The following is a 13148-nucleotide window of genomic DNA, read 5'->3' on the forward strand; positions in this document are numbered from 1 at the left end:
GCTGTTATTTTTCTTGCCGGCCTGACTGCTTCTCATTCAGCCGGCTGACCGCGCATGCCGCCCGACACGGCGAATTCCTCCTCCGGCGACAGCACCAGGCGGTGCCGGCGATAGAAGCCGAAATAGGCAAGCCCGACGGCGTACCAGACGGCAGCCGCGATCGCCGCCCAGCGATAGAGCGGATCGAAGAACTGATAGGCCAGCGTGACCACGCAGATGAAGATCGTGGCATAGGCGCCGAAGCGGCCGAACGGGCTGATGAAGGGCCGCTCGATCGCGGCGTAGGTTGTGCGCAGCCGCAGGAAAGCAATGCTCTGCATCACATAGGAGACCATGCCGGCAAAGACGATCATCGAGACCAGGAACCCGCCCATGAAGGCGACATTGTGCCGGCCGCCCAGGAACCAGACGAGCAGCAGCATGAACAAGGCAAGGCCCGAACCCGCTGCCAACGCGATGTTGGGCGTCTTGGTGCGGGGATTGGTCACCGACAGGGCGGTCGGCAGATAACCGGCACGCGACAGCGAATAGATGTTGCGACCGGAAGCGAATGAACCGGCGAAGGAAGCGGCCAGCCCCAGCACCGCCACCGAGGCCAGAAGCTTTGCCCAACCGTCGCCGAAGATGGTGCGGAAACCATCGAGCAGCGGTTCGCCCGAAGTGCCCATGGCATGCGCGCCATGCGGAATGGACGCGCTGAAGAACAAAACGCCGAGCGCCAGCGCGGCCAGCGTGAGGATCGACAGGATCAGCGCGCGCGGCATGTCGCGCTTCGGGTTCTTCGCCTCCTCGGCGGTGAGCGGCAGTTGCTCGACCGCCAGGAACATATAGACCGCGAACGGCAGCGACAGCATCACGCCGGTGAAGCCAAACGGTAACCACGGCCCATTGCCTTCCGGCAACAGCGCCGAGCCCTGCGGACCCGCGGCTATGTTCAGGGCGTAGCGGGCGAAGTCGAGATGCGGGATGGCCACGACGAAGAAGAACAGCAGGACGGCGATCGCGGCGACAGTGATGTAGATGACGACCCGCATCGACAGCTCCAGCCCGCGCAGCGACAGCCCCAGCATCACCGCATAGCCACCCGCCCACCACAGCGGCAGCGCGCTGTCGGGCGTGCCGAAGATGGCAGCGAGATAGGAGCTCATGAAAAACATGTTGGCGGCGGGCGCCAGCACGAATTCGATGTTTTCGGCAAGGCCGGTGGTGAAGCCGCCCCAGGGGCCCAGGGCCGTACGCGAGAAGGAATAGGCGCCGCCGGTATGCGGCAGTGCCGCGCTCATCTCGCCGATCGAACAGCACAGGCACACATACATGAAGCCGATGATCAGCGCCGCCAATAGAAGGCCGCCGAAGCCGCCCTGCGAGAAGCCGATGTTCCAGCCCGAATATTCGCCGGCGATGACGGCGCCCACGCCCATCATCCAGAGCGAAAACAGCCCGGCATGCCGTTGCAACTGGCGTTGCTCGAAATAACTCTGATCGACCGCCTGGTATGTGACGCCGGCTGTCCGCCCGTCGGTGCGTTTGCTCATCCCTATCCCCTCCTTCACGGAGGATCGGCGCCAATCGGTGTCGATTGGTCCTAGCCCTCCCATGCTTATCCGGCATAGTTTCAGCGCCGCGCGCGGGACGAAATATCCCCAAAGGGGTATGGCTTGAGGGATAGGCTGGGTTATGCAGGCTGACGATCCGTCGGACAGGGAGGTTCGATGGGAATGAACGGTCAAACCGCGCTGGCGGCCTGGCACACGGCCACGCCCGACCTGGTGGCGCTTATCGGCAAGCAAGGCTTTGCCGAACGTCTGGACGCGGCGCTGCGCGCCGTCGCGCCCTTCGATCTGTCCTGCATCTTCGCCTATCCGGGCCGCGACCGCCCTCGCCTCCTGCATGACGGGCTGGGCGACATCTCCTCCTCGCAGATCATGCGCAACTATCTCGACGGCACCTATCTCCTCGATGCCGTCTATTCCGCCTGCCTGCGTCGGGCACCACCGGGCCTGCACCGCCTGGTCGATCTCGCGCCCGATGCCTTCATCGAAGCCGAATATTACAACTCGCCGGACGTCCACCCCTGCATCTCGATGGAATCGGGTTCGCTGAGCGAGGAGATCGTCTTCCTGACGCCGTTGCAGCCGGGCTTTTATCTCGCCTATTCGCTGCTGCGGGCGAATTCGAGCGCCACATTCTCCGGCGCCGACTTCGAGCGCCTCCGGCAGACTGCCCCATTGGTGGCAATGCTGATCAATCGCCATTGGGAACAGCTGGCGCCGGCCGCCGCGACCGAAGCAGACCAGCCGCACGACACCGACGATGTCGAGCGTGCCTTCGCGACCTTTGTCCCGTCGCGGCTGACACGCCGCGAGCAGACCATCGTCAGCCTGGTGCTGCGCGGCCATTCCTCGATGTCGATCGGCCGCATTCTCGGCATCGCCGAAGGCACGGTGAAGATCCATCGCAAGAACATCTACGCCAAGCTGGACATTTCCAGCCAGACCGAGCTTTTCAACCTGTTCATCAAACATCTTTTGAGCGAACGCTGAACGCTGGTCGGCGCTCAAGGAAATGCAATGACCAAGGACACACCCGCTGCCCGCGGACGTGGCCCGTCATTTTGACGGAAATGGCGCATCGTTCGCGGGCATTCTCCGTCCGAATATGCCGACAGCCGGAGGAAAGATCATGGACAAGACCGCAAGCCCCCTGCCCGCCATCGAGAGCCGGCATGTCGACCCGCACGCCTATCCAGCCGGCGTCGCCTTCCTCGACGGGCAATACCTGCCGATGTCGCAGGCCAAGATTTCAGTGCTGGACTGGGGTTTCCTGCATTCCGACGCCACCTACGACACCGTTCATGTCTGGAATGGCCGTTTCTTCCGCTTGGATCTGCATATCGAACGTTTCTTCGGCGGGCTGGAGCGGCTGCGTATGTCGATCCCGTTCAGCCGCGAGCAGGTATCGGAAATCCTGCAAAATTGCGTGGCACTGTCCGGCCACCGGGCAGCTTACGTCGAGATGCTTTGCACGCGCGGCGCTTCGCCTACCTTCAGCCGCGACCCGCGCGACGCCATCAACCGCTTCATGGCCTTCGCCGTGCCCTTCGGCTCGGTCGCCAATGCCGAGCAGCGTCAGCGCGGCCTCCACGTGGCGATCAGCGACCGCATCCGCATCCCGCCGGCCTCGGTCGACCCGGCGATCAAGAACTATCATTGGCTGGATCTCGTGCGCGGCCTCTATGACGCCTATGACCGCAACGCCGAGACCGCGCTGCTGCTCGATTTCAACGGCAATGTCGCCGAAGGTCCCGGCTTCAACGTCTTCGCGGTCAAGAACGGCAGGTTGACCACTCCCGCCATCGGCGTGCTGGCTGGCATCACCCGGCGTACCGTGTTCGACCTTTGCGCCGAACTCGGGCTGGACTGCACGGCGGCCGATGTCTCCGTGCCCGCTTTGAAGGAGGCCGACGAAGTCTTCATCACCTCGACCGCCGGCGGAATCATGCCGGTGACGATAATCGACGGCGCGGCTGTCGCCGACGGCAAGATAGGGCCGGTCACGAAGCGGCTCGAAAAGCTCTATTGGGACAAACATGAGGACCCGGCCTGGTCGAGCCCGGTGCATTACGGCTAGGCCGCGCCTTGCCGGCCACAGCCGTTTCTGCTGCCCTCACGCGTCTTCAGTTGGGAGTGGTTCCGCAAGGACGGCACGAAGCTGCGTTCCGGCCATTTCAGCAGCGGCACGCAGGTTGGCGAATGGACCAACTATGACAAGGCGGGCAGGTCTAAAAGGTCACCACGATAAAGGCCAAGCCGCAGGGATAAAGCTAGGTGCTTCTGCGCCCTCCTCCGACCAGCCAGCCGATCAAGGCACGCAGTTCCACCGTTTGTTCGGCGGCATCGAAGCCGGTATTGCCGGAAGCGAGGAAGGAAGCATCGAAAAGATGCTGCACCCAGGCGGCGGCACGCTCCGGCGCGAAAGCGAGCCTGGTGCCGCGTTCGGCCATGCGCCGCAGAAGGACGGTCACTGTCCGCCTCGCCCGCTCCTCGTCTTCCACCACCATCCTGGCGAATTCCTCGTCACGGCCGACCTGCAGAAGCGCCACCGCCATCAATCCGGGGGTCAGCGGATTGGCGAGATCGTCGAACAGGCATTGCAGGACGCGGTCGAAGCCGGCCTCCGGGTCTTTCTCGGCCTCGGCCTCCTCGTAGATCGCCACCATGCGCTCGAATGCATCGCCGAACAGGCCGTGCACGATATCGCGCTTGGTCGGGAAATAGTGGAACAGCGTGCCGGAGCCGATGCCGGCGCGGCGGCAGATCGAGGCGGTCGAGGTGCCGTCGACGCCGTTGGCCGCAAACTCCTCGGCTGCCGCGACAAGGATACCGGCGCGCTTTTGCGCATGTTTTTCAGGATCGACGGTTCGCATCGGCCAGTCTCGGCTGCTTGACAGGTTTCGGCATCTCGATCATTAATAGAGCATACACTCCATTAATATCCAAGGGCCGTTCGTGATGTCCCCCATGCCGGACGCATTGTCAAAGCCGCCATTCGCCGGACGGCTCGGCGCGATGGTCTTCCTGTTCTTCCTGTCGCCGGTCTGCGCCGAATATCTGATCGGCTATGCCGAAAGCACGAACCACCCGCTTGAGATGCTGGGCGGCCTTCTCATTCTTGGACCGCTCTATGGTTCGGTTGCGCTGCTCATCCGCGAAATCACCCGCCGCACCGGGCGCGGCTGGCCGACGATCCTGCTTTTGGCAACGGCGTTCGGACTGATACAGGCCGGACTGATCGACCAGAGCCTCTTCAATCCGCATTACGGCGTCGATCTCAACATCCCCTATTGGGATGAGGAACGATTGCCGACCGCGCTCGATCATCTTGGTATCAGTGCCAATCTGGCGCTTAATTTTATCGGCGGTCACGTCATCTGGAGCTTCGCGGTTCCCATCGCCGTGGTGGAATCCTGTGTGCCGCGCATCGCCGACAGGCCCTGGCTGGGGCGCGTCGGCGTCCTGCTGATGGTTTCGCTCTATCTGGTGGGCGCTGCCTTCATCTTCGACGATAATTTCAGGATCACGGGTTTCGTCGTCACCAAGGCGCAGTTCGTTGCGACGGCCGCCTGCGCGCTGCTTCTGTGCATGGCCGCATTCCTGGTTCCTGTCAGAACCCTGAAGCAGGCCGGTCCGGTTCCGGCGCCGTGGCTAGTCGCCACCCTGATGTTTGCCGTGTTCGGCTTCCAGGCGCTGTCCGCGTCGGACTGGGCCAGTGTGTCCTTCTCGGTGTTGGTGGGTATCGGCAGCGGCGCGTTGCTGGTGATGTGGTCGCGCCGCACCGGCTGGAAGAAACCGCATGTCCTGGCGGTGGCCGCAGCGGCCTTGATCGCCAATGCGATGATTTCCTTTGTCGTCCAGCCGCTCGGTGACCCTTCGCCGACGGTGAAATACGCCGTCAACGCCACCATGCTGCTCGGTGTTCTGACCCTTATCGCCTGGGCTTTTCACCGGCTGCATAAGGCCAGGGCCGATATTTGAAGCCGTGCTAGGCGTGCTTGGTGACGATCAGGCCTTGTAAATCCATTGCTCCGGCACGCGCACCGAAATTTCTTCCCCCGCGCTGACGACGCCCGGCTTTTCAACCCAGGCCACCAGCCCCCGCAACCGCTTGGCCACTCTCGGAAACAGCAGCGAACCGGCATCCTGGTCCGCCATTCCGGCGTTCTCCGCGATCGAACGGCCGGAAAGACGACAGGGTCCGTTCTGCGCGTCGATCTTCAGCGTCACCCCGCCGGCAAAGAACAACAGCGTCGCCGACGGCAGCATCGACAGGTTCGGCAAACCGTCGATGACCAGATTGGCGCCGATCCATTCCGGCTTGATCTCGGCAAGCCCCATCAGCCCGGCAATCGTCGCCAGTTCGTCGAAGGCGACGATCGACACCTGCCGCTCGTTGCGGATTTCGGTGCCGCGTGGATACCACGGCTCGCGGCCGCCCGAGCGGCGGGTCGAACCGCCATGAAAATCGCCCGGTATGCCGTTGAAACCGAGCTCAAGGCGATCGACAGGTCGCGTTTGGAAATCGTCGGACGGCGCCGCATAAAGCCCGGCAACCTTGGCCCCTAGCTTTTTCGCCGGCACGATTTCGGCCGGCGGCTGTATCTGTGTCGGGGCATCGAGCATGGCTCACCTCGTCGGCGCGATGGAATCTCGGTCGCGAAAATGCCCAAACGGGCACGGCGGGTCCAGTCGAAAGCGCTGATGATCCGATGAACGCAGCGAATGGCTCGTCACATCACGCGTTTCTTACCGGTTTTGACCGGCGTCTGGCCGGCGGCTATATTGCCACCGCGCCTCGGGCATTTGATGATCCAGGCTACAACCGGGTGGCGGCCGTGCCGTCTCATGCCATGCACCCTTACAAAATGGTCGCGACGCTCTGGCTGGCCTGGCTGATATCCTGGGTAATCGCCGCTCTATGGGCCGATCCGGTGAAACGACGCGCCGGTCTCGACGCCGAATACCAATATCGCATCGTCCTTCTGGTCGGCACGTTGCTGTTCTTCGTGCCCGCGCATGGCTTCATCGGCCGCGTGCGGCTGTGGCCGCCGAGCCCGACGCTGGCCTGGCTCTGCGTCGCGCTGATCGCCATAGGCCTTCTCTTCACCTGGTGGGCGCGGATCCATCTCGGCCGCCTCTGGTCCGGCACCGTCACCGCCAAGATCGATCACCATGTCGTCGACACCGGCCCCTACGCGCTGGTGCGACACCCGATCTACACCGGCCTGTTGCTTGCCATCCTCGCCACGATGGTGGCGCGCGGCACGCTGTGGGCGGTTGCGGGCGCGGTATTGCTGACCATCGGCATCGTCATGAAGGCGCGCCTGGAGGAACGTTTCCTGCACAGCGAGCTCGGCAAGGCCTATGACGACTATGCCGGCCGCGTGCCGATGCTGGTGCCTTTCACGCCGGCCTAACTCAGCACATGCGCAACAGCGCGCCGCCGATCGAATAGCCGGCACCGAAGGCGCAGAGCAGGCCGAAATCACCGGGTTTCATGTCGGCATGGTTTTCGCTGAGCGCGATGATGGCGCCGGCGCCGGCCGTATTGCCCAGCCGCTCCAGCACCATCGGCGCGCGGTCGTGGCCGACCTCATGGCCGAAAGCGAGCTTCAGGATCATGGCGTTCATGCGCGCATTGGCCTGATGCAGCCAGAAGCGCCGGATGCCGTTGGGCGTCAGCCCATGCTCGGCCAGGAACTCGACGATGAACTTGTGGCCGGCGACGGTGACTTCCTTGAACACCTTGTTGCCGACCTGCTTGATCATGTTGCCTTCGAGGTCGATCATATAAGGATCGTCCTGCGCGGTGCGGGTCAGGTAGCCGAGATTGGTGCGGATGTTGGACGACAGCTGCGTCCACAGGCGCGTATCCAGCACCTCGAAACGGCCCGGGCGAACGTCGTCGCCTTCCACGGCTTCGACCACCATCGAGACGGCGGCGTCGCCGAAGATGAAATGCGTCTGGCGGTCGCGGAAATTGAGATGGCCGGTGGTGATTTCCGGGGTGACGACGAGCACCTTCTTCTGTGCGCCCGAACGCACCAGATTGACCGCCATATGCAGGGCCGCGGCCGCCGAGGAGCAGCCAAGGCCCATATCGAAGGCCGCGCCCCTGGTGCCCAGCGCCTGCTGCATCTCGATGGCGATCGCTGGATAGGGGCGCTGCAGATGCGAGCAGGAGCAGATCACCAGATCGATGTCGCCGGGCTCGATGCCGGCATGCGCCATCGCCTTGCGGGCGGCGGCGATGCCGAATTCGGCCTGCACCGACAGCGCATCGTCTGGCCTTGCCGGCAGACGCGGCGCCATGCGCTTCGGATCGAGGATGCCCGTGCGCTCGATGACGTGGCGTTTCCTGATGCCGGAAGCATGCACGATGAAGTCGGAATCGGATTTCTGCAGCGGCTCCGCGCCGGTGCCGGCTAGTCTGGCATTTTCCGCGTCGACCCAGGCGTTGAAGCTTTCGACCAGTTCGTCATTGGTGATCGACGCTTCGGGGATTTCAACGCCGATGCCGCTGATGATGACACGATGCATGTCCAACTCGTTTGCTGGCGGCGGGGGTGCCGCGCTGATCCTTACGCCGTGGGGAGGATACGGCGTGACCGGCTTTTCCCTTGCGGTTTACGCTACCTTCCGCCGCGATGCGAGCCCTTCCTGTCCGGCATCCATGGCGGATTGTTGACGTAACGTCCGCATCGGACAAGCCTCGGCTTTGCTACGGAATAGCTTGGAAACCGCGCCATCACAGGCAAAAACCGCCTAGCCGCCGCGCGTCGCCACGATGAACAGCCGGGGGAAGCGCAGCAGCACCTTGCCGTCGGAAGTCGGTGGATAAGCCTCGGCGATCCGTGCCGTATAGTGGTCCAGGAAGCGGCGCTGTTCGCTCTCGTCTAGCGGGTCGAGGAACGGCTTCAGCCCGGTCGATTTCACCCATTCGACGATCGCCGCCGCATCGGCGAGCGGGTGGTTGTAGATGGTGTGCCAGATGTCGAGCCGGGCAGCATGCGGCTTCAACCTGTCATAATAGAAGGATACCGGCGGCAGCGGCGCGCGCGCCGCCTTGGCGAGCTTGTCGGCGAAAGGCATCGCCGCCGCAGTCTCGCGCATCAGCCGATGCGACGGCTCGGCCATGTTGTCGGGCATCTGCACCGCCAGCGCGCCGCCAGGCGCAAGAAACCCGATCAGCCGTTGCAGAACCGCAGGATGCTCCGGCAGCCACTGGAACACCGCGTTGGCGAAGATGACGTCGACCGGTTCCTCCGGCGTCCAGCTCGCCGCATCGGCGAGCTCGAAGGAAAGCTTGGGCAGGCGTGCCCTCGCCTTCTCGATCATGTCGGGCGAGGTATCGAAACCGCTGACCTGCGCATCGGGCCAGCGTTCGACCAGCAGCTCGGTGGAATTGCCCGGCCCGCAGCCGATGTCGACCACCCGGCGCGGATCGGCGACGGGCACCTGCGCGAGCAGATCCCGCGCCGGCCGCGTCCGCTCGTCCTCGAACTTCAGGTATTGCGCGGCGGACCAGTCTTTCATCTTGCAAACTCCGAACGGGAGGTGGAACGAAAACGCCCCGCTTTTGGGCGGGGCGTTGGTATTGTCAGCGCGTCAGTCTCTTATACGTCATCCTGTGCGGGTTGACGGCTTCGGGGCCGAGGCGGCGGATCTTGTCCTTCTCGTAGTCCTCGAAGTTGCCCTCGAACCACTCGACATGGCTGTCGCCCTCAAAGGCCAAGATGTGCGTGGCCAGGCGGTCGAGGAACATACGATCGTGGCTGATGATGACGGCGCAGCCGGCATAGCTTTCCAGCGCGTCTTCGAGTGCGGCCAGCGTTTCGGTGTCGAGATCGTTGGTCGGTTCGTCAAGCAGCAGCACATTGCCGCCGGTGCGCAGCATCTTGGCCAAGTGCACGCGGTTGCGCTGACCGCCGGAGAGGTTGCCGACCTTCTGCTGCTGGTCGCCGCCACGGAAGTTGAACGACGAGCAATAGGCGCGGGTGTTGGCCTCGAACTTGCCGAGCTTGACCACTTCGGCGCCGCCGGAAATTTCTTCCCACACGGTCTTGTTCGGGTCGAGCGCGTCGCGACTCTGGTCGACATAACCGAGCTTGACCGTCTCGCCGACGCGGATCGTACCGGCATCGGGCTTTTCCTGGCCGGTGATCATCTTGAACAGCGTCGTCTTGCCGGCGCCGTTCGGGCCGATGATGCCGACAATGCCGCCCGGAGGCAATTTGAAGGTCAGGTTTTCGATCAGAAGCTGTTCGCCGAAACCCTTGTCGAGATCGGCGACTTCGATAACGACATTGCCGAGGCGCTCGCCATGGGGAATGACGATCTGCGTGTCGGTCGGGCGACGGTTGTTGGCCTGTTCGAGCAGGTTTTCGAAGGCCTGGATACGCGCCTTCGACTTGGTCTGGCGCGCCTTGGGCGAGGACTGGATCCATTCGCGCTCACGGCCGATGGCGCGCTGGCGGGCGTCGTCCTCGCGGCCTTCCTGTTTGAGGCGCTTGGCTTTGGCTTCCAGATAGGCGGTGTAGTTGCCCTCGTAGGGAATGCTGCGACCGCGGTCGAGCTCGAGGATCCAGCCGGTGACATTGTCGAGGAAGTAGCGGTCGTGGGTGATGAGCAGCACGGCGCCCTTGTAGGCGCGCAGGTGCTTTTCCAGCCAGGCCGTGGTCTCGGCGTCGAGGTGGTTGGTCGGTTCGTCGAGCAGAAGCAGATCCGGCTCGGAGAGCAGCAGCTTGCACAGCGCCACGCGGCGACGCTCGCCACCCGACAGCTTGGTCACGTCGGCGTCCTTGGGCGCGCAGGCCAGCGCTTCCATCGCCATCTCGACCTGCTGTTCGAGATCCCACAGGTTGAGGCGGTCCATATCGTCCTGGAGCTTGGCCGATTCGTCGGCCGTCTCGTCGGAATAGTTCATCATCAATTCGTTGTAGCGCTCGATGATGGCCGTCTTCTTGGCGACGCCCTCCATGATGTTCTCGAACACGGTCTTTGCCGGGTCGAGATGCGGCTCCTGCGCCAGATAGCCGACGGTTGCGCCTTCGGCGAGCCAGGCTTCACCGGTGAACTCCTTGTCGAGCCCGGCCATGATCTTGAGGATCGTCGACTTACCGGCGCCGTTGGGGCCGAGAATGCCGATCTTGGCGTCGGGATAGAAGGACAGATGAACATTCTCCAGCACCTTCTTGGTGCCGTAGGCCTTCGAGAGACCCGACATGTGATAAATGAACTGGCGTGCCACGCGCGCTTTCCTTGGTCGAACGGATTGGAAGCCGAATTGAACGGAGGTTGCGCGCTATGTAGGCGATGGCGACCGAAACGGCAATCGTCAAGGCCGTGAAAACGCCGGCCGTCAATTGGTCCTGGCGTGAAGCCTCGGCTTGGTTTCGGCCTTCAGCACCTTGCCAGGCTTGAGATGCGGCAAGCCGCCCGCACCTCGATCTGCCGCGGCCTCGACATCGGACCAATGCGCTCGTCGTAGCGGATCGTCTCCAAACGAACGCCTGTGGCCTTTGCCATCTCTCCGACGGCCAAGACCTCGACTTCGCCTTTCCCTCGAACCTGTAGTGACTGCGGGATGCGGGCCGATTATATCGGGGGAGGAAGGCAAACTGTCATGACCGAACTCAACTCGACGATCACGTGTCCGCATTGCGGCCATACCGCTGTCGAACAAATGCCGACCGATGCCTGTCAATTCTTCTACGAGTGCAAGGGTTGTGGCACCCTCTTGCGCCCGAAGGATGGTGATTGCTGCGTTTTCTGTTCCTATGGCTCAGTGCCCTGCCCGCCCATTCAAGAAGAACGAGCTGGCGGTGCACCGACTTCCTGCTGTGGGGCCTCGCACGGCTGAACGAGGCCCAACTCGCAGAAACAGCGTTCTGCATGAAACCGGCAAATATTACCGGCGGGCATCGAGCAGGGCGTTGACCTTGCTGATCTCGCTTTCCGGCAATGCCGGGCGCCCGAAATCGGCGGCAAGCTTCAGTTCCGCCGCATCCAGCGCCTGTTCCTGGGCGACGGGATCCTGGATAGCCAGCGCCGCCTCGCGGCTCTTCTCGTAGGCGGCGATCTTGCCCACTGCGGAGTTCGGGTTTGCGCGTGCCCTGGCCCGCGCCGATGCATGAGCCGCGTTCAGCGCGCCTAGCTTGCCGGTATTGCTTCCGCCGTCTTCCGGCTCGGTTTTGTCGTGCGCGTCGGCAGAAGCATCGTGCTCGGACGAGGAATGTCCGTTGCCGCCGCCATTGCCACCGTTACCGCCGTTCTTGGCATAAGCGGCACTGACGAAACCATAGCCATTGGCATTTGAGAGAGCCACGCCTCCGGCCGCCAATCCCAGGCAAGCAAGAAGCGCGAATTGGCGCGAGAGTTTCATTTTTCATCTCCATGGCCCCATCCCACAACAAGCGGTTCATATCCGTTTGCGGCATATCTGAGGCAGATTCTGGGTTTGTTGGTCCTTCCCCATTCAAATTGCCCATCGGGGGCAACGAATGGCGTGTACCTCTCAGTCGTCCGAATTATCCCAGCCGTCACCGTAGAACGGCCCGTAGTTCGGCATGATACGGATCAGCGGACGCGGCCGCTCATAGCGCCAGTATTCGTCCGGCTGCGGCTCGTAGGTGCGGTACACCGGGCGGTGATAGCGCCAATGCTGGCGATGATGCTTCTTGTAGTGCTTGCGAGGCCGGACGCAGTAGCCATCGGGCGTAAGGTAGGCGCAGCTCACCCTGGCCTGCTGAACGAGGCCAACGGAAGCCGGCGCGACGGGTTTTATCGTCGGCGCCGCCTGGGCGGCAAACGCAAGCGCCGACAACGCGCCCGCCAAAACAAGAACAGAGACTTTCATTTGCCCCTCCTTCGGTTGCTGTTGGCCTCGATCAACACTTCGAATCCGCACGATTTGGGGCAATCCACGATCAAATTGTTTTTCCGACGAACACAGATTTCGATTGCCGTGAGAAAGCGCTTTGTCCATCGCAACCGCGAGATGGCTCGGCCGGCAGCGCTAGGAGGTTGGCAGATGCCGCCGCACCAGGCGGTACTCGTGCCAGATCAGCCACATCACGACGAGGTCAAAGACGGTCAAAACGATGAGCCCGACGCCATGCGTGTAGGAGAAACGATAGAGCTGATAAGCGATGAAGAGGCCGAGCACGACCAGCGATGCTGGATAGGCCCAGAGTTTGTTTCGCAAAAGCCCGGCGACGAGCGCCAGTTTAACGATACCGTGGCTCAGCAGATAGAACGCATAGAAATGCCGGGTTTCCACGGAAAAGCCTTGCGCCCAGGTCAGCAGGTGCGTGGCCAGAAAATCCTTCGGATCCTCGACCAGCTCTTCCTGGGTAAGCATGTTGACCAGATTTGAAATCGTGTCCGTTCCGACAAGCCAGAGCGCGATGCCGCCTGCGCATTCAAGCAGAGCATGGGCGCCTTTGAGCAGGACACTGACTTGAAATATCTGGTGAATGCGGCGTTCTTGCATCCAGGCCTCTGTCGGCAACATTCCTGCGGTTGGTAACATCCGCAGACCAGCGCTTGGAAGCCGGTCGACACAAAAAGAGTTTCACCACGCCGCCCGGC

The 13148-nt window shown here is 62.7% G+C and carries 14 protein-coding genes; 5 read left to right on the forward strand and 9 right to left on the reverse strand.

Annotation, left to right across the window (positions count from 1 at the left end):
• Positions 1-32: 32 nt before the first annotated feature.
• Positions 33-1535: an amino acid permease gene (locus QFZ88_RS05300; protein WP_307417106.1), complete on the reverse strand. Its 1503-nt coding sequence runs from the start codon at positions 1533-1535 to the stop codon at positions 33-35.
• A 183-nt stretch (positions 1536-1718) separates the two neighbouring features.
• Between QFZ88_RS05300 and QFZ88_RS05305 the strand changes: the two genes are divergently transcribed.
• Together QFZ88_RS05305 and QFZ88_RS05310 are read left to right on the forward strand one after the other, a co-directional pair.
• Entirely contained in the window at positions 1719-2543 is an 825-nt protein-coding gene (locus tag QFZ88_RS05305) for a helix-turn-helix transcriptional regulator (protein WP_210270967.1), read from the forward strand.
• A gap of 139 nt (positions 2544-2682) precedes the next feature.
• Complete coding sequence (locus QFZ88_RS05310) at positions 2683-3630, forward strand: D-amino acid aminotransferase (protein WP_024923476.1); 948 nt, start codon at positions 2683-2685, stop codon at positions 3628-3630.
• A 193-nt stretch (positions 3631-3823) separates the two neighbouring features.
• Here QFZ88_RS05310 and QFZ88_RS05315 read toward each other — a convergent pair whose 3' ends face one another.
• Positions 3824-4426, reverse strand: coding sequence for a TetR/AcrR family transcriptional regulator (locus tag QFZ88_RS05315; protein ID WP_024923477.1), 603 nt, complete (start codon positions 4424-4426; stop codon positions 3824-3826).
• Positions 4427-4520: 94 nt separating this feature from the next.
• On the opposite strand from QFZ88_RS05315, the gene QFZ88_RS05320 reads away from it, so the two are divergent.
• A complete protein-coding gene (locus QFZ88_RS05320; protein ID WP_024923478.1) occupies positions 4521-5534 on the forward strand; it encodes a hypothetical protein in 1014 nt (337 codons plus the stop codon).
• A gap of 27 nt (positions 5535-5561) precedes the next feature.
• Here QFZ88_RS05320 and QFZ88_RS05325 read toward each other — a convergent pair whose 3' ends face one another.
• Positions 5562-6179 carry an MOSC domain-containing protein gene (locus tag QFZ88_RS05325; protein ID WP_024923479.1) on the reverse strand — a complete coding sequence of 206 codons (618 nt, stop codon included), beginning with the start codon at positions 6177-6179 and terminating at the stop codon, positions 5562-5564.
• A gap of 86 nt (positions 6180-6265) precedes the next feature.
• Here QFZ88_RS05325 and QFZ88_RS05330 point away from each other — a divergent pair, with 86 nt between their 5' ends.
• On the forward strand, positions 6266-6973 hold the full coding sequence (locus QFZ88_RS05330) for a methyltransferase family protein (protein ID WP_244431120.1): 708 nt from the start codon (positions 6266-6268) through the stop codon (positions 6971-6973).
• Position 6974: 1 nt separating this feature from the next.
• Here QFZ88_RS05330 and QFZ88_RS05335 read toward each other — a convergent pair whose 3' ends face one another.
• The 3 genes from QFZ88_RS05335 to ettA all read right to left on the reverse strand — a co-directional run bounded on the left by QFZ88_RS05335 (position 6975) and on the right by ettA (position 10806).
• Complete coding sequence (locus tag QFZ88_RS05335) at positions 6975-8096, reverse strand: beta-ketoacyl-ACP synthase III (RefSeq protein ID WP_024923481.1); 1122 nt, start codon at positions 8094-8096, stop codon at positions 6975-6977.
• 225 nt (positions 8097-8321) lie between these two features.
• Positions 8322-9092, reverse strand: a complete 771-nt coding sequence (tam, locus tag QFZ88_RS05340) for a trans-aconitate 2-methyltransferase (protein WP_024923482.1) — start codon at positions 9090-9092, stop codon at positions 8322-8324.
• 64 nt (positions 9093-9156) lie between these two features.
• On the reverse strand, positions 9157-10806 hold the full coding sequence (ettA, locus tag QFZ88_RS05345) for an energy-dependent translational throttle protein EttA (protein WP_024923483.1): 1650 nt from the start codon (positions 10804-10806) through the stop codon (positions 9157-9159).
• Between the two features lie 375 nt (positions 10807-11181).
• Here ettA and QFZ88_RS05350 point away from each other — a divergent pair, with 375 nt between their 5' ends.
• Positions 11182-11418, forward strand: coding sequence for a GDCCVxC domain-containing (seleno)protein (locus tag QFZ88_RS05350; RefSeq protein ID WP_081766855.1), 237 nt, complete (start codon positions 11182-11184; stop codon positions 11416-11418).
• A 48-nt stretch (positions 11419-11466) separates the two neighbouring features.
• Here the strand turns inward: QFZ88_RS05350 and QFZ88_RS05355 are convergent, their stop codons facing one another.
• The 3 genes from QFZ88_RS05355 to QFZ88_RS05365 all read right to left on the reverse strand — a co-directional run bounded on the left by QFZ88_RS05355 (position 11467) and on the right by QFZ88_RS05365 (position 13050).
• Entirely contained in the window at positions 11467-11940 is a 474-nt protein-coding gene (locus QFZ88_RS05355) for a hypothetical protein (RefSeq protein ID WP_024923484.1), read from the reverse strand.
• A 132-nt stretch (positions 11941-12072) separates the two neighbouring features.
• On the reverse strand, positions 12073-12543 hold the full coding sequence (locus QFZ88_RS05360; protein WP_139116463.1) for a hypothetical protein: 471 nt from the start codon (positions 12541-12543) through the stop codon (positions 12073-12075).
• Positions 12544-12573: 30 nt separating this feature from the next.
• A complete protein-coding gene (locus QFZ88_RS05365; RefSeq protein ID WP_024923486.1) occupies positions 12574-13050 on the reverse strand; it encodes a DUF2127 domain-containing protein in 477 nt (158 codons plus the stop codon).
• Between the last annotated feature and the right edge of the window lie 98 nt (positions 13051-13148).

This window comes from Mesorhizobium sp. YL-MeA3-2017, from assembly GCF_030814575.1.
Lineage (GTDB): Bacteria > Pseudomonadota > Alphaproteobacteria > Rhizobiales > Rhizobiaceae > Mesorhizobium > Mesorhizobium terrae.

Coding starts and splice junctions, on each gene's coding strand:
- QFZ88_RS05300 (WP_307417106.1), bottom strand. CDS start 1,535: ATGAGCAAACGCACCGACGGGCGGACAGCCGGCGTCACATACCAGGCG.
- QFZ88_RS05305 (WP_210270967.1), top strand. CDS start 1,719: ATGAACGGTCAAACCGCGCTGGCGGCCTGGCACACGGCCACGCCCGAC.
- QFZ88_RS05310 (WP_024923476.1), top strand. CDS start 2,683: ATGGACAAGACCGCAAGCCCCCTGCCCGCCATCGAGAGCCGGCATGTC.
- QFZ88_RS05315 (WP_024923477.1), bottom strand. CDS start 4,426: ATGCGAACCGTCGATCCTGAAAAACATGCGCAAAAGCGCGCCGGTATC.
- QFZ88_RS05320 (WP_024923478.1), top strand. CDS start 4,521: ATGCCGGACGCATTGTCAAAGCCGCCATTCGCCGGACGGCTCGGCGCG.
- QFZ88_RS05325 (WP_024923479.1), bottom strand. CDS start 6,179: ATGCTCGATGCCCCGACACAGATACAGCCGCCGGCCGAAATCGTGCCG.
- QFZ88_RS05330 (WP_244431120.1), top strand. CDS start 6,266: ATGAACGCAGCGAATGGCTCGTCACATCACGCGTTTCTTACCGGTTTT.
- QFZ88_RS05335 (WP_024923481.1), bottom strand. CDS start 8,096: ATGCATCGTGTCATCATCAGCGGCATCGGCGTTGAAATCCCCGAAGCG.
- tam (WP_024923482.1), bottom strand. CDS start 9,092: ATGAAAGACTGGTCCGCCGCGCAATACCTGAAGTTCGAGGACGAGCGG.
- QFZ88_RS05350 (WP_081766855.1), top strand. CDS start 11,182: ATGACCGAACTCAACTCGACGATCACGTGTCCGCATTGCGGCCATACC.
- QFZ88_RS05355 (WP_024923484.1), bottom strand. CDS start 11,940: ATGAAACTCTCGCGCCAATTCGCGCTTCTTGCTTGCCTGGGATTGGCG.
- QFZ88_RS05360 (WP_139116463.1), bottom strand. CDS start 12,543: ATGGACAAAGCGCTTTCTCACGGCAATCGAAATCTGTGTTCGTCGGAA.
- QFZ88_RS05365 (WP_024923486.1), bottom strand. CDS start 13,050: ATGCAAGAACGCCGCATTCACCAGATATTTCAAGTCAGTGTCCTGCTC.